The 21503-nt window shown below is 62.9% G+C and carries 17 protein-coding genes; 2 read left to right on the top strand and 15 right to left on the bottom strand.

Annotated elements, in window-relative coordinates; translation table 11 throughout:
* Positions 1–100 precede the first annotated feature (100 nt).
* From ACE3UG_RS12605 to gyrA, 14 genes are all read right to left on the bottom strand, one after another.
* A complete protein-coding gene (locus ACE3UG_RS12605) occupies positions 101–1438 on the bottom strand; it encodes a sigma-54-dependent transcriptional regulator (protein ID WP_374624407.1) in 1338 nt (445 codons plus the stop codon).
* Entirely contained in the window at positions 1438–3333 is a 1896-nt protein-coding gene (locus ACE3UG_RS12600) for an ATP-binding protein (protein ID WP_374624363.1), read from the bottom strand. Before ACE3UG_RS12600 ends, ACE3UG_RS12605 begins: the two co-directional genes overlap by 1 nt.
* A gap of 203 nt (positions 3334–3536) precedes the next feature.
* Positions 3537–5210, bottom strand: coding sequence for a methyl-accepting chemotaxis protein (locus tag ACE3UG_RS12595; RefSeq protein ID WP_374624361.1), 1674 nt, complete (start codon positions 5208–5210; stop codon positions 3537–3539).
* Positions 5211–5383: 173 nt separating this feature from the next.
* On the bottom strand, positions 5384–6091 hold the full coding sequence (locus tag ACE3UG_RS12590; RefSeq protein ID WP_374624359.1) for an ABC transporter ATP-binding protein: 708 nt from the start codon (positions 6089–6091) through the stop codon (positions 5384–5386).
* A complete protein-coding gene (locus ACE3UG_RS12585; protein ID WP_374624357.1) occupies positions 6088–6795 on the bottom strand; it encodes an ABC transporter ATP-binding protein in 708 nt (235 codons plus the stop codon). The genes ACE3UG_RS12590 and ACE3UG_RS12585 overlap by 4 nt, the downstream gene beginning before the upstream one ends.
* Positions 6785–7741: a branched-chain amino acid ABC transporter permease gene (locus tag ACE3UG_RS12580; protein ID WP_374624355.1), complete on the bottom strand. Its 957-nt coding sequence runs from the start codon at positions 7739–7741 to the stop codon at positions 6785–6787. The genes ACE3UG_RS12585 and ACE3UG_RS12580 overlap by 11 nt, the downstream gene beginning before the upstream one ends.
* Positions 7734–8615, bottom strand: coding sequence for a branched-chain amino acid ABC transporter permease (locus tag ACE3UG_RS12575; RefSeq protein ID WP_374624353.1), 882 nt, complete (start codon positions 8613–8615; stop codon positions 7734–7736). The genes ACE3UG_RS12580 and ACE3UG_RS12575 overlap by 8 nt, the downstream gene beginning before the upstream one ends.
* Before the next feature lie 85 nt (positions 8616–8700).
* On the bottom strand, positions 8701–9966 hold the full coding sequence (locus ACE3UG_RS12570) for an ABC transporter substrate-binding protein (protein WP_374624351.1): 1266 nt from the start codon (positions 9964–9966) through the stop codon (positions 8701–8703).
* A 551-nt stretch (positions 9967–10517) separates the two neighbouring features.
* Positions 10518–11840: a 3-phosphoshikimate 1-carboxyvinyltransferase gene (aroA, locus tag ACE3UG_RS12565; protein ID WP_374624349.1), complete on the bottom strand. Its 1323-nt coding sequence runs from the start codon at positions 11838–11840 to the stop codon at positions 10518–10520.
* Complete coding sequence (locus ACE3UG_RS12560) at positions 11840–12712, bottom strand: prephenate dehydrogenase (RefSeq protein ID WP_374624347.1); 873 nt, start codon at positions 12710–12712, stop codon at positions 11840–11842. The genes aroA and ACE3UG_RS12560 overlap by 1 nt, the downstream gene beginning before the upstream one ends.
* Before the next feature lie 24 nt (positions 12713–12736).
* Entirely contained in the window at positions 12737–13819 is a 1083-nt protein-coding gene (pheA, locus tag ACE3UG_RS12555) for a prephenate dehydratase (protein WP_374624345.1), read from the bottom strand.
* A 102-nt stretch (positions 13820–13921) separates the two neighbouring features.
* A complete protein-coding gene (gene serC / locus ACE3UG_RS12550; RefSeq protein ID WP_374624343.1) occupies positions 13922–15034 on the bottom strand; it encodes a 3-phosphoserine/phosphohydroxythreonine transaminase in 1113 nt (370 codons plus the stop codon).
* A gap of 284 nt (positions 15035–15318) precedes the next feature.
* Positions 15319–15906 (bottom strand): DUF2059 domain-containing protein, encoded by a 588-nt coding sequence (locus tag ACE3UG_RS12545; protein ID WP_374624341.1) that lies wholly within the window; start codon positions 15904–15906, stop codon positions 15319–15321.
* 141 nt (positions 15907–16047) lie between these two features.
* On the bottom strand, positions 16048–18669 hold the full coding sequence (gene gyrA, locus ACE3UG_RS12540; protein WP_374624339.1) for a DNA gyrase subunit A: 2622 nt from the start codon (positions 18667–18669) through the stop codon (positions 16048–16050).
* Between the two features lie 411 nt (positions 18670–19080).
* On the opposite strand from gyrA, the gene ompA reads away from it, so the two are divergent.
* On the top strand, positions 19081–19746 hold the full coding sequence (ompA, locus tag ACE3UG_RS12535; RefSeq protein ID WP_374624337.1) for an outer membrane protein OmpA: 666 nt from the start codon (positions 19081–19083) through the stop codon (positions 19744–19746).
* A 175-nt stretch (positions 19747–19921) separates the two neighbouring features.
* Here the strand turns inward: ompA and ACE3UG_RS12530 are convergent, their stop codons facing one another.
* Positions 19922–20710: a hypothetical protein gene (locus ACE3UG_RS12530; protein ID WP_374624335.1), complete on the bottom strand. Its 789-nt coding sequence runs from the start codon at positions 20708–20710 to the stop codon at positions 19922–19924.
* 288 nt (positions 20711–20998) lie between these two features.
* Between ACE3UG_RS12530 and ACE3UG_RS12525 the strand changes: the two genes are divergently transcribed.
* Positions 20999–21463: an EVE domain-containing protein gene (locus ACE3UG_RS12525; RefSeq protein WP_374624333.1), complete on the top strand. Its 465-nt coding sequence runs from the start codon at positions 20999–21001 to the stop codon at positions 21461–21463.
* Positions 21464–21503 lie beyond the last annotated feature (40 nt).

The following is a 21503-nucleotide window of genomic DNA, read 5'->3' as shown; positions in this document are numbered from 1 at the left end:
GGCGCGATCCCGCGTAACGCTCACGTCACCAGTATAGCCGTCGCGCTTCGCTAGCGAACGAGGGCGCGCCGTCGGCAGGGCCACGCGGCAACACGCGCAGTCACTTGAAATCGTCGGATGCGATTCCCAGGCGCCGCATCTTGTCGTACAAGGTCTTGCGGGGCACGCCGAGCTTTTCGCAGGCGAGCGACGCGCGTCCTGACGACGCGCGCAACGCCTCCTCGATGAAGCGTCGCTCAAACAGGTTCATCTGCTCCTCAAGCGTGCGCGGTGTGCCTTGCGGTCCGTCGTCCGGATCTCCGGTGCCCAGTCCGAGCGTATAGCGCTCGGCGACATTGCACAGCTCGCGCACGTTACCGGGCCATGGGCGCGCCATCAGCCGGTTCAGGCGCTCGGCGCCGATCTCCGGTACGGGACGCCCGTACGAAGCCGCCGCCTGAAGCACAAAGTGCTCGAACAGCATGGGAATGTCTTCGCGACGCTCCCGCAGCGATGGGATTTCGAGGACGATCACGCCGAGCCGATAGTAAAGATCGTCGCGAAATCGCTGTTGGCGCGAGAGGTCGAGCAGGTCCGCCTTCGTTGCCGCGATGATCCGGCAATTCATCGGCAGCAGTTCGTTCGAGCCGATCCGCTCGAACCGGCGCTCCTGAAGCACGCGCAGGAACTTGACCTGAAGCGCCATCTGCATCGTCTCGATCTCGTCGAGAAAGAGCGTGCCGGACTGCGCGTATTCGAGCTTGCCGATGCGCCGTTTCAACGCGCCCGTGAACGACCCGGCCTCGTGACCGAACACTTCGCTCTCGAAGAGCGCTTCGGGGAGGCCCGCGCAGTTGAGCGCGGCAAAAGGCTTGTCGCGGCGCGGGCCGAAGTCGTGCAGGCAGCGCGCGACGAGTTCCTTGCCGGTGCCTGTCTCGCCGAAGACCAGCACGTTGGCATCGGTATTGGCAAGTTCCAGAATCAGCTTGCGCAACCGCTCGACGGGGCGCGAATGCCCGAGGATCCGCGCATCGATGCGCTCGCGGCTCTCGAGCTGTCTGCGCACGGCCGTCAGCTCGAGCGTAAGGCGCCGCTGTTCGAGCGCGCGCCGCACGAGTTCGACGATCCGCTCCGACGCGAACGGCTTCTCAACGAAGTCGTATGCTCCGAGGCGCATGGCGTGCACCGCCATCGCGATATCGCCATGCCCGGTCACGAGAATCACCGGCATCGACGAACTCACAGCCTTCACGCGCTCGAGCAATTCGAGTCCGGTCATGCCCGGCAGACGCACGTCGCTCACGACGATGCCGGGAAAATCGCCATCGAGGCGTTCGAGCGCGTCCTCGGCACACCCGAACGCCTCAACCTCGATGTCGGCGAGCTGCAGTGCCTGGACGGTGCCCAGCCTCACGGCGGCGTCGTCCTCCACGAGCAGCACGCGCAAGCTTTCTGGGATCACGGGTTGCCCTCCCTGTAGGTCCGTAGATAAATGCTGAATTCGGCGCCGCCCCCCGACCGGTCGGCCGCCTTTAGCGCGCCACTGAACTCGCGCACGATGCCGTCGGAGATTGCCAGGCCCAAACCCAGTCCTGTGCCCTGTTCCTTCGTCGTGAAGAACGGCTCGAAGAGCCGAGCGCGTACCGCTTCGGACAGCCCCGTGCCGGTATCGCGCACACGGATCACGGTCATGTCGCCATCGGTGTCGACCATCACATCGAGGCGCCGCACGGTGGCGCCGGCCATTGCGTCGAGCGCATTGGCAAACAGATTCACCAGCACCTGTTCGAGCCGGTTCGCATCGGCAAGCACACGTGCGCCCGCCTGTTGCGGATCGAACGTGAGCTCGACCTTATCCTTGCGCAGCCGCTGTCCGACCAGAAACAACGCGTTGTTGATCGCCTCGGCGGCGACGACCGGCTGAAGTTGCGTCGGCGCCTTGCGTGCGAAGCGCTTGAGTTGCGACGTGATCCGGCCCATGCGCTCGATCAACTCGCCGATCATGCGCAGATTGGCCTCGGCGTGACTCGCCCGCCCCCTTTCGAGGAACGTCAGCGCGTTGTCCGACAGCGTGCGCAACGCTGCAAGCGGCTGATTGAGCTCGTGCGTGACGCCCGCCGCCATCTGGCCGAGCGCGGCCATCTTGCCCGCCTGCACCAGTTCCTCGAACGCCGCCTTGAGCTGCGCTTCGGTTTCTCTGTGCATCGCGACCTCGTGCTCCAGGTTGCTGTTCGCGCGGCTCAGCGCTGCGGTGCGGCGCGCGACCTTTCGTTCGAGCTCCTCGTTCAACTGCTGCAGCGCCTCGCGTAGCGCGAGCCGTTGTGCGACGATGCGCCGCCGCTGCCAAACGGTCAATGCCAGCACGGCGACGAATGCGAGTCCGAGCGCTGCCGAGCGCGCCACCGAGCGCGCCACGGCTTTCGCGGGTGCGAGATTGGACAGCACGACAATGTGCCAGTCGGTGCCCGACACGGGACGGGTGACGACCAGAAACTCGGTTGGGAACGGGTGCGGCGTCGGCAGGCTGGCGGCGAGCGGATTGCCGCGCGCCACCGATTCGATCCACACGTTCGGCGCGAGCGTGCGCAAGATCGTGAAGCCGGCTGGCGCGAGTGCGCCGGGCGCGTCGTATTGGTGGGTGCGCACGATCTCGGCACGTGCGGCTGCCGTCAGCGGGCGCAGCGTCCGGTACTTGAGCCCCGGCACCGACGACAGCATGATCACGCCGTGCGAATCGATGGCGAACACGGGCTCGGCGCCCTGCCGCCAGACGGCTTCGATCCGATCGAGATTGACCTTGAGCGTCACGACGCCGAGCACGTGGTGCGCGTTGTCATAGATCCGCTCGGCAAGAAAATAGCCCGCCTCGTTGCTCACGGTGCCCAGTCCGTAGAAACGGCCATAGCCATCACGCATTGCACCGATAAAGTACGGGCGAAACGAGAAGTTCGATCCGACGAACGTCTTCGGCAGGTTCCAGTTGCTCGACGCGAGCGTGTTGCCGTGCCGGTCCATCACGTAGAACGCGCTGGAGCCCGCGTCGGCGTTGACGGTCTCCAGATAGGCGTTTACCCGCGCAACCACGGCTTGATCGGTCGGATGGCGCAGCATTGAAAGCACGTCGGTGTTCAGGCTCGCGAGCGACGGCAGATAGCTGTAGTGGCGAACCTCGCTCGTCAGCGCGTTCTCGTAGCCGTCGAGCCGGTGTGCAGCGGTGTCGCGCAGCGTGCGAATCTCCACCTGCTCCGCGTAGCGATAGGCCACCCATGCCCCCGCCACCATCAGCAACGCGAACGCAAACGCCAGCGCGAGCATCAGGCGCGTGCGACGCGACGTTGCCCACACGTATTTCACGACCGGCCTCCCGCACGCCCGCGGCCTGCGGGTTCCCGAACGTCCATTGCCCACCGCCTCATCGCACCGTCTCCTCCGAAGCCCTCATTCTAACGGGGTGGCTCGCTGCAGCCATCGCCCTGACGAACGGCCCCCGCGAAACGCGCGCGTACCGCGAATGGATACGTCCCCATCCCCATCATCTCCCTCGTCACCTCATGCGCTCACCCCCCGTATCCGTGCCTGCCGTGCCTGACGTGCCTGCCTTGCCACCTCGCTCCCTCGCTCCCTCGCTCCCTGTTCCCTCTCTCCCTCTTCCCTCGCTCGGTGTCCGCCCGCGACGCGCCGTCCGCACTGGCAAACCTGAACACCGCCACGGCTTGCGTCAGGCGATGGGCCTGCGCCTCGAGCGAAAGCGCGGCAGCAGCGGCCTGCTCGACCAGCGCGGCATTTTGCTGCGTGGCGTCGTCCATCTGCATGACAGCCTGATTGACCTGTTCGATCCCCCTGCGCTGCTCACCCGACGCGACCGCGATCTGGCCGACGATGCCCGCCGTCTGTTCGATCGCCTGCGTGATGTTGGCCATCGTCGCGCCCACGTCCTGCGCGCGTTTCGCCCCGTCGGCAACGAGCGCCGACGACGCGTCGATCAGTGCCTTGATCTCACGCGCTGCGGTCGCAGCGCGCTGGGCAAGGCTGCGCACCTCCGACGCAACCACCGCAAAACCGCGTCCGTGCTCGCCGGCACGCGCGGCCTCGACCGCAGCATTGAGCGCGAGGATATTGGTCTGGAACGCGATGCCCTCGATCATGCCGGTGATCTCCGAAATCTTCCCGGCGCTGTTGCTGATCTGGCCGATGGTATCGATCATTTCCACCACGGATTGGTGACCCGTCTGTGCCATTCCGGTCGCATCCATTGCGACCTCGTTCGCCATCCGTGCATTGTCGGCGTTCTGCTTTACCGTGTCGGTCAGCTCGGTCATGTTCGCCACCGTCTCCTCTAGCGAGGCCGCCTGCTGCTCGGTGCGCAACGACAGATCCCGGTTACCCTGCGCGATCTGCCCTGCCGCCACCGTGACCGACTCCGTCGACGCCTTGATGCCGCGAACCGTGTCGGCCAACTGCCGGTCCATTTTCTTCAGCGATTCGAGCAATCGACCGAACTCGTCCCGGGACGCCGCGTCGACGCGGTTGTCGAGCCGTCCACCCGCGATGTCGCCTGCGACGGTGGCGGCCTGATCGAGCGGCCTTGAAATCGCCCGCCCCAGATAGACGGACACGCCGATGCCGAGCACGGCACCCACCACCAGCAGTCCCATCAGCATCTGGAAGCGCCGGTCGTAGGTGTCCCGGCTATCGCCGGCGCTGCGCGCGGCCGCGCGGCTGCTGAGTGTTCCCAGTTGCCTGAGGTCGTCGGAGAGCGCGGCGGCCACGGGCGCCAACGTCTCCTGGGCAGCGCGACCGCCGTCCAGATCGCCGTTGCGCAACGACGCCAGAACCTGATCCGTAATCGTCTCGAAGCGCGGCAGAACGCTCTGGATCTTCGCCCTCATGGCTTGCGCCTTCGGGTTATCCGAAAGGTCGACGTGCGCGTAGCGGTCCAGCGCCTGCTTCAGGAGCGTACGCGATGCGTCGATACGAGCGAGTAATGCCGGTGTGCGCTCGGCATCGCCAAGTATTTCGATTTGGCTCATCTGCAAACGGATGTCGAACTGCGCAGCACGCGCATCCGCGAGATCGACGATCGGCGCGGTGTCCCGCGTGTAGGACACATGCATCTCCTGATCGAGCCGCCCGAGTCCGGACAGGCCGGCCGCACCGATCGCAATCATCAGGCCGACACACAGCGCGAACGCCAGCGCAATCTTGAACTTGATCGAATCGACGATTTTCACAACGATATTTCCACGCAATGTATTGGCATGACGGTACGTCGCTTGCCCCGGACCGGCGAAGAACGAAAGCGACGACACTTCAGTCTGAAATGCCCGATGGCCGATGCGGTCCCGAAACGGCTGTCCGGGATGCCGACGCATCGGTATCCCGGACATCGTCGGCCGGACGAACGTTACAGCCCGAAGTAGGTCTCGCGCACGGCGTCGCTCGCTTCGAGCTCCTCACGCGAACCGGACACGCGCACCTTGCCGTGATCAAGGAGATAGCCGCGATCGGCCAGATCGAGAAACGCGATGTTCTGCTCGGCGATCAGCAACGAAGTTCCGTCGCCAATGGCGGTGCGAAGCGCGTCGATCACATGCTTGACGAACACAGGCGCGAGGCCGGAGGACGGCTCGTCCATCAGCAGCAGGCGCGGTTCGGCAATCAGCACCTTCGCGATGCCGAGCATCTTGCGTTGCCCCCCCGACAGACTCGCCGCAGCGGCGCGCCGCTTCGATGCCAGCGCGGGGAAAAGCTCGAACAACACTTCCTTGCGCTGCCGAATTTTCGCGTCGGACATGAAATAGCCGCCGAGCGCGATGTTCTCGTCGATCGTGAGCGTCGGAAATACGCCAAGCTCCGACATGAACGCGATGCCACGCCGGATCCGCTGGTCGGGCCGCAGCGCGTCGATGCGCTCGCCGTCGAGCGTGATACGCCCCCCCGTGCATGGCAACAGTCCGATCAGCGTGCGCAGCAACGTCGTCTTGCCCGCGCTGTTCGCGCCGAGCAGCAGCACGGTTTGCCCGGGCTCGACCCGCATATCGACGCCCCAGAGCACCTGCATGGCGCCATAGCCGGCTTCCACGCCTTCGATTACAAGGGATGCCGTCATCATGCCGCTCCAATGAATGCAGCGATCACCTCGGGGTCGCGCGAGGCCGTCGCGAGCGGTCCCTCGAACAACATGCGTCCGGCTCCGAGCACGATCACGCGTTCGGTGATTCGGTTGAGAAAATCGAGCAAATGCTCGACCACGATCATCGCGATACCGCGTGACGAGAGTCGCTGCAGCAATTCGGCGATCACGTTCAATTCGGCGGGATTGAGCCCCGCGCCAATCTCGTCGACGAGCAGCAGCTTCGGCCGCGTGGCAAGCGCGCGTCCGAGGTCGAGCAGCTTCTGTTGATTCACGGTCAGCGAGCCCGCGATACGCGACGCCACGCCGGCAAGGCCGATGTCCTCGAGAATCGGCCCGATCTCGCGCGGGTCCAGTCGCACGCTGCGTGCCGCGACTTCGACGTTCTCGCGCACGGTCATGTCGCGGAACACCTTCGGCACCTGGAACGTGCGGTTGATGCCAAGGTGCACGCGTTTATGCATCGGCAAGCGGTTGATCGTGTGGCCGAGGAAATCGACGGCACCCTCGTCCGCTTGCAGCAGTCCCGAGATCACGTTGATGGTCGTCGTCTTGCCCGATCCGTTCGGGCCGACGAGGCCGACGATTTCGCCGGGCACGACACTGAAGTTCACGTCGTTGAGCACGACCTGCGCGCCGAAGCGTTTGTGGACGCCAGCCAGTCGCAACAATTCAGAAGACATGGATACCCCGACGTTGCAGCAGCGACAGGAGGCCACCCGGCAGAAACAGCACGAGCAGCACGATAAGACCGCCATAGATGAACTGGAAGTACTGCGGTGTCGAGATGCCGATCGCCGCGTACAGGATATAGAGCAGCGCCGCGCCGACGATCGGCCCGATGACCGTGCCGACACCGCCGAACAGGGCGAACACAATCGCGAACACCGAAAACTGCAGCGTAAACACTGCGTCCGGATAGAAAACCGAGATGCCCCACGCGTACGCACCGCCCGCGAGCCCGGCAATCAGCGCCGAAACCAGCCACGCGACCAGACGCGCCTGCACGACGTTGACACCCGCCATCGCCGCGCTCACCGGATCCTGCTTGACCGCACGCAGCGCCATGCCAAAGCCGGACATCCGGAAATACGCCGCAAGCGCGCACGCGATGAGTAGCACGCCGAGCATGCAAGCGTAGCTCGCGTCGGGACTGTAGACCTGCTCGATCTTGAGCCCGTATGGGCCGCCCGTGATGTCGGCCAGGTTCGGATTCGACACGACGAAGTAGATGATCTGCGATGCGGCGAGGTTCGCGATCGAGAAGTAGGCCCCCGAGAGCCGCAGCAGCGGGCCGAGCACGAGCCCGAGCAGTGCAGCCGCGACACCGCCGCCCGCAACGCATGCGAGTATGGGCAGATGCGTGTGAAGCACGAGCAGCGACGTCGCATAGGCACCGCTGCCGAAAAAGCCCACATAGCCGAACGGCAGGTAGCCCGTGAAGCCGTACAGCAGGTTGAGCCCCTGCGTCAGCACGATGAACGTCATGATCGTGAACAGCAGCGACTGATTGCCGTACAGTCGAGGGGCGACGAGGAAGATCGCGGCGACCACCGCGAGCATGATGACCGGTGCGCGAAAGCGTCGCGACGCGGCCGGTCCGGTTTGGGTCAGAGTGGAATCAAGCAAGACGCACCGCCTTTCCGAGCAAGCCCGAGGGACGAATCAGCACGATGATCATCAGCAGCGCATACGGCACTACGTTCGACCACGACGAATAGTAGGTTTGCATCAGCATCGTGCCGAGGCCGAAGACGAGCCCGCCGGCGATCGTGCCGAGCGGATTGCCGAGCGAGCCGATGACCACGATCGCGAATGCGGTCGTAGTGAGGTTGCCGCCAAGATCGGGCGACACCGAGCCGAGCAGATACGGCACGAACACGCCTGCGATGCCTGCGAGCGCGAGGCCTGCGACGAACGCGATCGTCGACACACGGCGCACGTCGATACCGGTGGCGACCGCCTCGTCACGATTGGCCATCACCGCGCGGGTTGCATAACCGAACCGCGTACGCGAGAAATACAGCCACAGCACGACCAGCGCAGCAACGCTGATGCCCGCCGCCCACCACCAGCTATCGGGAAACTGCTGGCCGAACACGCCCAGATTGCCGCTGCCGAGCGCGTCGTCGGGCAGCGAGCGCTGGTCGGCGCCGAACATCAGCTCCGTCAACGCCTCAAGCATCTGGCCGATGCCGAAGAACAGAATGAACGACAGCATTTCGGGGTCGTCGCTGCGTTGCAGGCGCGGCACGACGGCCCGATACATCGGCCAGCCAATGATCGTTGCGCCGGCCACTGAAAGCGGAATGGCCCACAAGGGATTCAGGCCGAAATGTTGCGAGACCAACCATGCGGCATAGCTGCCAAGCACGATGAACTGCCCATGTGCGAGATTGATGATCCGCATCACGCCGAACACGAGGTTGAGCCCCAGGCCGACCAGCGTGAAGAAGATACCGTACAGAATGCCGCCCAAGACGGCATAAGCGAGAAGTTCCACGTTCGTCCCTTCGCAAGCGAGGATATCGTCGCCGGCGCCGTTTCGCGGCGCCGGCGGGTTCCTGATCAGAGGATGCGACTGGCGATCAGTGCGTCGGCGCCGGATACACCGGCTTGCCGGTCGCGTGCGACTGCGGATACACGACCACGAACTTCAGGCCCTTGTTGCCGTCCGGCACCATCTGCGCGACCGGGAACGGCTGGCCGAGCTGCGCGCCGTTCGCATTGATCTGGAACGGTCCGAGCAGCGTCGTCGTCTTGCCGGACATGTCCATCAGTGCCTGATGGAAGTCGGTTTGCGCAAACTTGGGCGCGTCGCCAAGCATCTTCTCCATGACGATGCCGGTGTTGTAGCCGGCCGAATCGAGGAAGGTCGGATCCTTGTGTTGCGCGCTCTGGAACGCTTGCTGGAACTGCGCGGTATTCATCCCGTAAGTGACCTTGTCGTACTTGACGAGCGGCGGCGTGGGGTAGGTGTACGTGTACGCGAGTGCATCGACGCCCGCATTCTTCGTGAGCAGTTGCAGCAGTTGCCCCGGGAAGATCGTGAACGTCATGTCGAAATGCAGGCCGCTTTGCGACAGCGCGCGCAGAAACGCGATGTCGTTCGGCGCGTAACCGAACTCGAGCAGCGCCTGCGGATTGGCCGCCTTCGCCGTGTGCAGCAGCACGTTATAGTTCGATTCCGTCGTCGGCACGCTGTGGTAGAACACCGGCGTCACGCCGCCCTTGGCCAGCTCCGATTTCATGGTTTCGGCTTGCGATGCATCGAAATCGTTCGCACCGTAGACAATCGCCACGCGCTTGATCTTCTGCTGCAGCAGGAAGTTCGCAAGCGGCACCGGCCACACCGTCGACGACGGAATGCTCACATCGGCGAGGTAATCGGTTTTCTGCGTGAAGAAATTGGCGCCCGAGCCGGTCGGATCGATCAACAGCATGTGGTGTTCGGCCGCGAGCGGCACCGCGACCGAGGTCAGCACCGACCCGAAGTCGGACACGAGGATGTCGACCTTGTCCTGCGTGATCAGTTGGTTATAGAGCGTGGTGGCCGTCGACGTGGAGCTTTGGTCGTCGTACGCGACGATCTTCACCGGAATCTTCTTGCCATACGCCTTGACCATCACGCCGCCCTGCTTGTTGACGGTGTCGGCCCAGAACTTCAGCCCTTCGTATTGCCCCTGCGAAGCCACGGCGAACGGGCCGGTGCTCGCATAGAGCGTGCCGATACTGATCTGCGCGGGGGCAGGCGCGGTCGCGGCTTGCGCACCGAGGCTGGCGAATGCGCAGGCAACTGCGGCGGCAGCCAGCTTCAACGAGGTGGCGGTTTTGCGGGTAAGTCGAGCGTGCATCGAAATCTCCTCTGGATCGTTATGACATCAAGACCTGTCCACGCCGTATGGCGAGCGCCATAGTGACGCGCGTGGTCAGGGTTCTGCTACGTGGGAAGCGAACGGGGAACGACAGCCGGAGGCCGGGCCGGTTGGGCCCGGCGCGTCAGGACGAGCGGGAAGGGGTCAAGGTCATGGCATGTCTCCTGGTGATCGTTAATCGATTATTTGGAGAACATTAAGCAAGTCGCATGCCAACCATACCAACGCGGCAAGCGGCTTGATCCAGCGGGGTTCTTGCAAGGCGCGACGCACAGGCTGCGCGAAAATCCGCACAAAGGCGCCGGTCGGTGGCTGGAAAAAGTGACGTCCGGCGTGCTCGCGCCGAATGCGTCGGCGCGCTGAAGATCAACGGATGAGGGGCGATCCTGAGCGTGCCAGGGACGGGGCGCGACGTCAGGGCGACGCAAAGGGTGCCCGGCCGGGCTGCGGATTATTCTGGGAGCGATGCACCGGCAGGCCAGTCCTGACCCGCCAGCAAAGGCGCGCGAGCGCCGGACTCGCGATGCGAACTACGACGCGACCCGCGCAAACTCGGCGAAATACGTCGGAAAAGTCTTGGCGACGCACTTCGGATCGTTGATCGTCACCGGCACACCGCCAAGGCTCACGAGCGAGAAGCACATCGCCATGCGGTGATCGTCGTAGGTGTCGATGGCGGCGCCCGGCGTCAGGGTGGCGGGTGGTGTCACGCGCAGATAATCCGCCCCCTCTTCGACCGTCGCACCGACCTTGCGCAGTTCGGTCGCCATGGCGCTCAGACGGTCGGTCTCCTTGACGCGCCAGCTTGCAATATTGCGCAGCGTGGTCGTGCCGTCGGCGAAGAGCGCGGCCACAGCAATGGTCATTGCCGCGTCAGGAATGTGATTGAAGTCCATGTCGAGCGCACGCAGCTTGCCGCTCGGCGTGTCGACGCCATGCACCTCGATGGCGTCGTCGAACAGCGTAACGCGCGCGCCCATCGCGGCAAGTGCGTCGACAAAACGCACGTCACCCTGAATGCTGTCGCGACCGACGCCTTCCACGCGCAGCGGACCGCCGCCGATGGCCCCGGCGGCGAGAAAGTAGGATGCCGACGACGCGTCGCCTTCGACCCGAATCTCGCCCGGACTCCGATACTTTGCGCCAGCGGCGTCGGCCGCCGGCAGCGTGAAGCGCGACCAGCCGTCCTGCTTGACGTCGATGCCGAAGCGCCGCAGCAGTCGCAGCGTAATGTCGATGTATGGTTTGGAAATCAGGTCGCCCTCGACTTCGACGACGATCTCCCCCGTCGACGAAGGCAGCAGGGGCAGCGTGAGCAGCAGTGCCGTGAGAAACTGGCTCGACACGTCGCCACGCACGCGAATGGGCGCTGACGGTGCGGCCACATCGGCCGGCTGGATATGCAGCGGCGGATAGCCGGCATTGCCGAGGTAGTCGATCTGCGCACCGAGCTGACGCAGGCCGTCGACCAGATCGCCGATCGGACGCTCATGCATGCGCGCCACACCCGAGACCTCATAGTCGCCGTGGCTCAACGCCAGCGCCGCCGTCAGTGGACGAATGGCCGTACCGGCGTTGCCCATGAACAGTCTGGCCGCCTTGACGGGAAATTCGCCGCCACAACCGTCCACGAGGAAGTCTCGCGAATCAGCGACCTGCGTGCATTTGACGCCAAGTGCGGCCAATGCGTCGAGCATGACCTGTGTGTCGTCCGACGCCAGCAGATCGCGCACGCGCGTGGTGCCGTGCGACAGCGCCGCGAGCAGCAGTACGCGGTTCGAGATACTTTTCGAGCCAGGCAGGCGCAGCGTGCCTTCGGCGTGGCCGTACGGGCCGAGATCGAGCGTTTCCATTACTTTTCCTGTTGCTTGGCCCAGTTCGCGCGCGCCAGGCTGGTTCGCGCGAACACGGCCTCGAGACCTGCACCGTCACCGGCATCGATCAATTGACGCAGCGTACCGAGTGTAGCGAGGTAGCCATCGAGCTCGGCAAGCAACGCTTCGCGATTGGCCACACAGATATCGCGCCACATTTCCGGATTCGATGCCGCGATACGGGTGAAATCGCGGAAACCACCGCCCGCGAAATCGAATTTCGACGCGGCGTCGGGAGCATCGAGAATCTGTGCAATAAGGGCATATGACAGCACGTGCGGCAGATGACTGACCGACGCGAACACGCGATCGTGCTGCGTCTCCGACATTTCCGACACCCGCGCGCCCGTCGCCTCCCACATGGCGCGCACCCGCGCGACGTCGCCATGGCGATTGTCCGGTTGCGGACAAAGCACGACGCGCCGGTCGCGATAGAGATCGGCTTTCGCGGCATCGACACCGGACAACTCCGCGCCCGCAATCGGATGACCGGGCACGAAGCGCCAGCGCTCGTCGCCCAGCGCCGCCTTGGCGGCGGCCACGGCGTCGGACTTGGTACTCCCAGCATCGGTCACAATCGTATCGCCAGCAAGATGCGGACGAATCGCCGCGAGCAGCGCAGGTGTCTGCGCGACGGGTGCGGCGAGCACGACGACATCGGCATGCGCCACGGCGTCACCCATCGACACGGCCGCGCGATCGATCACGCCAAGCTCGCACGCCCGCGCGAGCGACGCCTCGCTGCGCCCAACGCCGACGACTTCCTTCACTTCTCCTGCCGCCTTGAGCGCACGCGCGAGCGAGCCGCCAATCAGACCGACGCCGCAAATGACGAGTTTGTTCAGACTCATGGTGTGTCTATCGCCGGTCGCCCGTCATGCCGCGCGCGGGTATGACCCGAGCACCTTGCAATAGGCTGCGTTCTGACGCAGCGCATCGAGCGCCTTGGCGACATTCGGATCGTCGCGATGGCCTTCAAAGTCGACATAGAAGTAGTACTCCCACGCACCGCTCTTGGCCGGACGGGACTCGAAACGCGTCATCGACACGCCGTTGTTCGCGAGCGGCTCGAGCAACGCCACCACCGCACCGGCGCGATTCGGCACCGAAAGAATCAGCGAGGTTTGATCGTGCCCGCTCGGCGCCGGGTCCTGCGTGCCGACGACCACGAAACGCGTGCGGTTGTGCGGATCGTCCTGCACATGCGAGTACGCGACCAGCAATCCGTACTGGGTTGCGGCCGACTCACCGGCAATGGCCGCAATGGTCGGATCGGCCGCCGCCATGCGCGCCGCTTCGGCATTGCTGGACACCGCCTGACGCTCCAGTCGCGGAAAGTGCGCGGTGAGCCAGTGCTGGCATTGCGCGAGCGACTGCGCATGCGAACAGATGCGCGTCACGCCGTCGAGCGTGCCCGAGCGCGACATCAGATTGTGGTGGATCGGCAAGGCGACTTCGCCGCCGATCGTCAGCGGACTTTGCAGCAGCAGATCCAGCGTACGCGACACTACGCCTTCGGTCGAATTCTCCACTGGCACGACACCGAAGTCGGCGCTACCGGCCTCGACGGCGCGAAACACCTCGTCGAGCGAAGGGCATGGCAAGCCCTTCACGCTCTGGCCGAAATAAGCGAATGCCGCCTGCTCGCTGTAGGTTCCTGCCGGTCCCAGATAGGCGACGGTCATCACCTTCTCCAGCGCGCGGCTCGCAGACATGATCTCGCGCCAGATCGACGCCAGATTGTCACCGTACAACGGACCGTCGTTGGCTTGTTGCAGACGCGAAATCACCTGCAACTCGCGCTCAGGCCGAAACACCGGTGCACCGAAACGTTTCTTGACCTCGCCCACTTCCAGGGCGATGGCCGCACGTTGATTGAGCAGCTTCAGAAGCTGCGCGTCGATGGCATCGATTTTCTCGCGCAAGGGGCGCAGCGATGCGTTCAGATCGTCATCCATGGAGCGTATTGTCTTCTTACGATGGGACATGGTCAGGCAGCTCGCGGCGCGATGTCCCGAAGGACCCAGGAAGACTCCTGACGCGCCGGCCGTTCGCCCTCGTCAGCCGTGGCTGTGCTCGAATTCGCGCAGGTAGTCGACCAGCGCTTCAACGCCGGCCAGCGGCATGGCGTTGTAAATCGAAGCGCGCATGCCTCCCACGGACTTGTGGCCCTTGAGTTGCAGCAGGCCGCGCTCACGAGCGCCCGCCAGGAAAGGTTCGTTCAATGCATCGTCGTGCAGGAAAAACGGTACGTTCATGCGCGAGCGGCAATCCTTGGCGACCGACGTCGTGTAGAACGCACTCGCGTCCAGATACCCGTACAGCAGTTCGGCCTTCGCCTTGTTCTGTGCCTCCATGGCGGCCAACCCGCCCTGGCGCTTGAGCCACTGGAACACGAGCCCGGCGATATAGATCGCATACGTGGGCGGCGTGTTGTACATCGAATCGTTTTCGGCCACGATTTTCCAGTCGAATGCGCTGGGCGTGATCGGCAGCGCGCGCCCGAGCAAATCGTCGCGCACGATGACGAGCGTCAGTCCCGAGGGACCGATGTTCTTTTGCGCGCCACCGTACATGACACCGAATTTCGATACATCCATCGGGCGCGAAAGGATGTGCGACGACACGTCGGCCACGAGCGGCACGTTCGGCAGGCCAGCCGCCGCCAGGTCGGGCGTCCAGAAGTATTCCACGCCGTGAATGGTCTCGTTCGTGCAGATATGCACGTAGGCCGGGGCCCTCGACAACGTCCACTCGTCCATCTTCGGCAGTCGGGTGAACTTGTCGGCTTCGGTGGTCGCGGCGATGTTGACGTCGCAATACTTGCGCGCTTCCTTTTGCGACTTCACCGACCACGAACCGGTGACGACATAATCTGCCGTACGACGCGCCCCCGCACCCTCCCCGCCCAGCAGGTTCATCGGAATGAGCGCATTCTCGGCGAGCGCCCCCCCCTGCATGAACAGAATTCGGTAGTTGTCCGGCACGGCGAGCAATTCCCGCAGATCGGCCTGCGCCTGCGCCAGAATACTCATGAACTCACGACCGCGATGGCTCATCTCCATCACGCCCATGCCGGCCCCGTGCCAGTCGAGCATTTCCTCGGCTGCCTGCGCGAGCACCTCGGCAGGCAGCGCCGCCGGACCGGCGGAAAAATTGAAAGCGCGCGTCATAATCGTTTTGAAGCAGTAAAAGTGAAACGCAAGCCGACGGACACTGCCCCGTGCGGCTTGCGTTTCACGTCTGACGAAGATTCGTTTGCGCGGCGGCGAAGACCCACTATACCGTCAGTCGCCCCAAGATGTGCGCGCGTCAGCCGCAATTCCGGCGCAGGACGGTTGCATTCCGGAAAATTCCGGGCAGAACCTGCCGATTGCCCCGATCAATGCAAAATGGCCGTTTGCGATCGCTCGCAAACGGCCATTATCGGTCAAATCCTGTCGGGATCGGCCGAAATTTACTTCTTGGCCGGCGCCTTCGGAGCCGACTTGGCAGCCGCGGCGATCTCTGCGTCAGCCTGCTTCTTGCTGGCCTCGATCGATTGCGGCATGTACTTCTGCATCAGGCCGCCGACCACTTCCTGGCCGACCTGATCCTGCACCTTGATGTACTTCTGGCCGACCGGGCTCTTGTAGAACGCCGTCAGGCCCTTGATTTCTTCAGTCGTGTAGTACTTGCCATAGGCGACGTATTGCGCCTGCACGGCATCGTTCTTGAACGCATCACTCATGAAAACGGTGCCCGCGCGCTCCTGGAGCTTCGGGATCGAACTCTGTTGCAGCGTCGGCACGATGGCTTGCTTTTGCGCGTCGCTCAACGTCTTGTTATCCATCAACTCCTGCTCAAGCACGCGCGGAGCCAGTTGTTTGGCTTGCTCCTGTGCACCGCTGCCGATGGCGGCAACGAGCTTGTTCGCGTCGATCGCGTCGAGCAGTTCCTTGATCGCAGCCTTCTTGTCGGCATCAAGGGGAGCGCTCTGCTGAGCCATTGCCATTGCCGGTGCTGCGAGCAGCAGCCACATCCACTTTTTGACGTTGCGTTGCATAGTAATAGTCACTCCAAAGTTCGTCGGCGCTCGCCGACGATAAATAGATGCATCCTCGCCTGGGCACTTCACTGCATCGGGCCAGATTTTACTGGCTTTTCGGGGCAATGCACCCCCAGCTTACATCGAGTTACGCCAGTATTACTCCGTGACATCCGCTTCGGGAGTCTCGTCACCGTCCAGAGCGTCGCCATTCTCGACCATTTCGGCATCGGACTCGACGATGCGTTGCAAACCCGAAAGCGTGGTGCCTTCGTCCAGACTGATCAGCGTTACCCCCTGCGTGGCCCGGCCCATTTCGCGAATCTCCGACACGCGCGTACGAATCAGCACCCCGCCGGTCGTGATCAGCATGATCTCGTCATCCGGCTCAACCAGCGTCGCCGCGACCACCCGGCCGTTGCGCTCGCTCGTCTGGATCGCAATCATACCCTTAGTGCCACGGCCGTGGCGGGTATATTCGGTAATCGACGTGCGTTTGCCGTAGCCGTTTTCGGTCGCCGTCAGCACCGACTGCTGCTCGTTTTCGGCGACCAGCAGCGCGATGACCGTCTGCCCCTCTTCGAGTTGCATGCCGCGCACCCCGCGCGCTTCGCGCCCCATCGGACGCACGTCGTTCTCGTCGAAACGCACCGCCTTGCCGGCGTCGGAGAACAGCATGACATCGTGTGCGCCGTCGGTGATGGCAGCGCCGATCAGCACATCGCCGTCGTCGAGATTCACCGCGATGATGCCCTTCTTGAGCGGACGGCTGAAGGCCGCCAGCGGTGTCTTCTTGACCGTACCCAAGCTCGTTGCCATGAAGACGAAGCGATCTTCCGTGTACTCCTTGACCGGCAGCACCACGTTGATCTTCTCGCCCGCCTGCAACGGGAACATATTGACGATCGGACGCCCGCGAGAGTTCCGCGAACCCTGCGGCACTTCATAGACCTTGATCCAGTACACACGGCCGCGATTCGAAAAACAGAGGATCGTATCGTGCGTATTCGCAATGAACAGCGTATCGATCCAGTCGTCGTCCTTCGTGGCCGCCGCCTGCTTGCCGCGTCCGCCGCGCTTCTGCGCACGATACTCGGACAACGGCATCGACTTGATGTAACCGGAGTGCGATAACGTCACCACCATGTCCTGCGGTGTGATGAGATCTTCCGTGTCGAGCTCGGTGGCATTGTGTTCGATGGTCGAACGGCGAGCGTCGCCGAACTCGGCACGCACCGCCGTCAACTCGTCGCTGATGATGGCCGTGACCCGTGCCGGACGCGCCAGGATGTCGAGCAGATCGGCGATCTGCGCCATCACTTCCTTGTACTCGGAGACGATCTTGTCCTGTTCCAGACCGGTCAGGCGCTGCAGACGCATCTGCAGAATTTCCTGGGCCTGCGTCTCCGACAGACGGTAAAGCCCATCGGCCTGCATGCCCACCGCAGCGTCGAGCCCTTCCGGACGGAAGGCCGCGTGGCCGCCCTGCGTTTCGCTCTCGGCACGCGACAACATGTCGCGCACGACCGACGAATCCCACGCCGTTTCCATCAACGCGGCCTTCGCGATCGGCGGCGTCGGCGCCGCCTTGATGATCGCGATGAAGTCGTCGATGTTAGCGAGCGCTACCGCCAGACCCTCGAGGACATGGCCTCGCTCACGGGCGCGGCGCAGTTCGTAGACCGTGCGGCGAGTAATCACTTCGCGACGGTGCGCGAGGAAGTGCACCAGCATTTCACGCAGGTTCAGCAATTTGGGCTGGCCGTCGACCAGCGCCACCATGTTCATGCCGAACGTGTCCTGCAACTGCGTGTGCTTGTACAGATTGTTGAGCACGACCTCGGGCACTTCGCCGCGCTTGAGTTCGATCACCACGCGCATGCCGCTCTTGTCGGACTCGTCGCGAATATCGGAAATACCTTCAAGTCGCTTCTCGTTGACCAGTTCCGCAATACGCTCGAGCAGTGAGCGCTTGTTGACCTGGTACGGCAGTTCGTCGACGATGATCGCCACGCGCTGGCCGCGGTCGATATCCTCGAAGTGAGTCGTCGCTCGCATCACCACGCGGCCGCGGCCGGTGCGATAGCCTTCGCGCACGCCCGAGATGCCATAGATGATACCGGCCGTCGGGAAATCCGGTGCCGGAATGATCTCGATGAGCTCGTCGATGGTGGCGTCCGGATTCTTGAGGACATGCAGACAGCCTTCGACCACTTCGTTGAGGTTGTGGGGCGGAATGTTCGTGGCCATGCCGACCGCAATGCCCGACGAACCGTTGAGCAACAGGTTCGGGATACGGGCCGGCAAGATCAGCGGCTCTTTCTCGCTGCCGTCGTAGTTCGGACCGAAGTCGACGGTTTCCTTGTCGATGTCGGCGAGCAGTTCATGGCCGATCTTGGCCATGCGCACCTCGGTGTATCGCATTGCGGCGGCGTTGTCGCCGTCGACCGAACCGAAGTTCCCCTGGCCGTCGACCAACATGTAGCGCAGCGAGAACGGCTGAGCCATCCGAACGATCGTGTCGTATACAGAGGCGTCGCCGTGCGGGTGGTACTTACCGATGACGTCACCGACAATACGTGCCGATTTCTTGTACGCCCGGTTCCAGTCGTTGTTCAGCTCGTGCATGGCAAACAACGCGCGGCGGTGAACAGGTTTCAGGCCGTCGCGCACGTCCGGCAAAGCGCGGCCGACGATCACGCTCATGGCGTAATCGAGGTACGACCGCCGCATTTCTTCTTCGAGCGAAATCGGGAGAGTTTCTTTGGCGAACTGATCCATTATTCGTGTCTATCAAACCCTAATCGCGATAGGCGGCTGCCGGCGATATGATCTTTGGATTCTAACATGCCCGTCATTGGCATCCGAAACGAGCGTGATGCAATGCACAAGACATGTCTGGCATGCCAAAACGACAGACGACGATGAGAAATGAAACGGTTGGCGAGGGGCCTCAAAAGGTGTTGCGCTCAAACCACAACTGCGCCACGACGGGCGGCAAACTTGGGGTTTTGCTCGCGGGCGGCGGAAGCGCTATGGCAAAATGCCGTGGCATAAGTTAGACATTATTCGAAGTGCATGGGTCATGCTTTGGCGCAAATGCCGATGCTATACTTCGAGCGATGTAAGACTTTGGTACCGTCGTCTAGGCTCGCAGTAACCCTGCGGTAATCTCATTTCGAGAGGAGAAATATGAATAAATTCGCTAAGCTCGCGATCGTTGCAGCTACCGCAGTGATGGCTGCTTCGGCTATGGCTCAAAATTACGTCCAGACCGCTCCGGGCCCGATCGCGGCCTCGAAACAAGCTGTCAACGACAACTGGGTTAACGGCAGCGGCGAGTGGGTTTGGAAGAACGGCTCGGACGAACTGTGCTGGCGCGATGCCTACTGGACCCCGGCCACGGCCAATGCCAAGTGCGATGGCTCGATCATCGCCCAGGCACCGGCTCCGGCACCGGCTCCGGTTCCGGTCGCTCCGGTCTCGCAGAAGGTGACCTACCAAGCTGACGCCCTGTTCGATTTCGACAAGGCCATCCTGAAGCCGGAAGGCAAGACCAAGCTGGACGACCTGGCTAGCAAGGTTCAGGCACTGAACCTGGAAGTCGTCGTTGCCACGGGCTACACCGACCGCATCGGTTCGGACAAGTACAACGACCGTCTGTCGCTGCGCCGCGCTCAAGCTGTGAAGGCTTACCTGGTCAGCAAGGGCGTCGAAGCCAACCGCGTGTACACCGAAGGCAAGGGCAAGCGTAACCCGGTTACGACGGGTTGCAACCAGAAGAACCGTGCTCAGCTGATCAAGTGCCTGGCACCGGATCGTCGCGTGGAAGTCGAAGTCGTCGGCACGAACAAGTAATACAGTTCACCGACTACGAAAAAACCCCGCCTCGGCGGGGTTTTTTTTCGTCCCGCGCCCGTCACACCGGCGAAAGCGGAGCAGTGGTTGCCGTCAAGCCTCGCTGACGATCCATGAATACCGTCCGCTTCCCCCTGAAGGGCAGCCCGCGCCTTGACCGGATGGATGGCGTGCGTCAGGCCTCGCTGCCCAACTGCGGATACTGTCGCTTCACCATGAACGACAGCAGCGCCTTGACCGGGCGGTCGCGCCACCACGAACCGGTCTCCAGCGGCTTGAACATCATGCGCGTGGCCGCCTCGACAGGCATGTACTGTTTCATCACATCGCCGGACATTTCGAGAAACGCGTCCCAGGTGATCGTCTCGAACGGCGGCGGCGAACGCCAGAAGTGATTGAGCGGCTCGAAAGCGAAGGCAATATCCTCGTCGCGCACCAACTCGCTGCGTGCCACCATGGTCCGCAACCGACTGATGACGCCATGCCGCTCAACCGCGTTGTACCGGTCGAACGTCTTGCGGAAATAGCGATAGTGGCCGACTTCCTCGCTGCTCAACTTGTGCATCATCTGCTGGAGCTCCTCGCCGGGCATATACGACGCCAGGCAGCGATAGATCATCGCCGTCTGCGTCTCGGTAACGCACCGTGAGAGTGCCTCGAGCGCCAGCGACGGTCGCATGTACTGCACATCGCAGCGCGGCTTGTAGCGCGCCAAAAATGCGTCATAAGCATTCGCCCAGTCGAACTCAGGCCATACGCGAGCGATATAGTCCTTGGCGAGACGCCCGTGTTCGACCTCCTCGGGCAGCCAGGTATCGCGAAGCCACGTTCGCACCTCATCATCGTCGCCATACATCTGGTTGAGCGTGGAGACGAATTCGGGAACGCTGGTCTCGATGAACGACACCGTGGCGAGGGTGTAGAAGATGAACGCGTTGGATCGGACAGACGGCTCTGCTGCCATGACACACTCTCCTATCGATATAGGGGGTTGAACATGTATCGCTCAAGCACGTACGCGTGACCTGTGCGAACGGGCAGACTGACGCACGCGTTGTGCACTTGCACCCTGAAGCACCCATGGCGTAATGTCGCCACCGGGCACACGAAACGTCACACGAAGATCATAAAAGCATAGTATAGGAATTGGTCAACTACCGCAGCGCGTCAAACAATCGATTACAAACGCGTCGTTTTCGGGCTTGTTTGAGCGACGTTTGCCGCTGTTGCGCCAACTCAAATCCGATCACGAATGACGCAACGTTACTGGTTGATGAAGTCCGAACCCGAGGAGGCGAGCATCGACGATCTCGCCAGCGCAAAGCGCCAAACCCTTCCATGGACAGGCGTACGAAACTATCAGGCGCGAAACTTCATGCGCGACGACATGCGCGTGGGTGACGGCGTACTCTTCTATCATTCGAGCTGCGCAGTGCCCGGTATTGCCGGACTCGCGAGCGTCGCCTCGACGCCGTATCCCGATCCCACCCAGTTTGACCCGACGAGTCCCTATTTCGATCCCAAGGCGACGCCAGAATCGCCGCGTTGGCTGCTTGTCGACGTCAAGCTCGATCGCAAGACGCGGCTCGTGCCGCTCACGGAAATGCGCCAGACCCCCGAACTGGATGGCATGCTGGTACTCGCGAGAGGCAACCGTCTCTCGATCACCCCGGTTTCGCCCAAACACTGGAAATTCATCAGCGAGCGCTTACTTTAAACGTGAAGACGGCAGGGGAACAAAAGTGATGCGATAGCGT

It is taken from the genome of Pandoraea sp. (assembly GCF_041919235.1).
GTDB lineage: Bacteria > Pseudomonadota > Gammaproteobacteria > Burkholderiales > Burkholderiaceae > Pandoraea.
The sequence above is the reverse complement of the archived record's forward strand: the minus strand, read 5'-3'. Positions and strand labels throughout refer to the sequence as shown.

Excerpts from the sequence above, each read along its gene's own strand:
- ACE3UG_RS12590 (WP_374624359.1), bottom strand. The coding sequence starts at position 6,091 with ATGATGACGGCATCCCTTGTAATCGAAGGCGTGGAAGCCGGCTATGGC.
- ACE3UG_RS12585 (WP_374624357.1), bottom strand. The coding sequence starts at position 6,795 with ATGTCTTCTGAATTGTTGCGACTGGCTGGCGTCCACAAACGCTTCGGC.
- ACE3UG_RS12570 (WP_374624351.1), bottom strand. The coding sequence starts at position 9,966 with ATGCACGCTCGACTTACCCGCAAAACCGCCACCTCGTTGAAGCTGGCT.
- aroA (WP_374624349.1), bottom strand. The coding sequence starts at position 11,840 with ATGGAAACGCTCGATCTCGGCCCGTACGGCCACGCCGAAGGCACGCTG.
- ACE3UG_RS12560 (WP_374624347.1), bottom strand. The coding sequence starts at position 12,712 with ATGAGTCTGAACAAACTCGTCATTTGCGGCGTCGGTCTGATTGGCGGC.
- pheA (WP_374624345.1), bottom strand. The coding sequence starts at position 13,819 with ATGGATGACGATCTGAACGCATCGCTGCGCCCCTTGCGCGAGAAAATC.
- serC (WP_374624343.1), bottom strand. The coding sequence starts at position 15,034 with ATGACGCGCGCTTTCAATTTTTCCGCCGGTCCGGCGGCGCTGCCTGCC.
- ACE3UG_RS12545 (WP_374624341.1), bottom strand. The coding sequence starts at position 15,906 with ATGCAACGCAACGTCAAAAAGTGGATGTGGCTGCTGCTCGCAGCACCG.
- gyrA (WP_374624339.1), bottom strand. The coding sequence starts at position 18,669 with ATGGATCAGTTCGCCAAAGAAACTCTCCCGATTTCGCTCGAAGAAGAA.
- ompA (WP_374624337.1), top strand. The coding sequence starts at position 19,081 with ATGAATAAATTCGCTAAGCTCGCGATCGTTGCAGCTACCGCAGTGATG.
- ACE3UG_RS12530 (WP_374624335.1), bottom strand. The coding sequence starts at position 20,710 with ATGGCAGCAGAGCCGTCTGTCCGATCCAACGCGTTCATCTTCTACACC.
- ACE3UG_RS12525 (WP_374624333.1), top strand. The coding sequence starts at position 20,999 with ATGACGCAACGTTACTGGTTGATGAAGTCCGAACCCGAGGAGGCGAGC.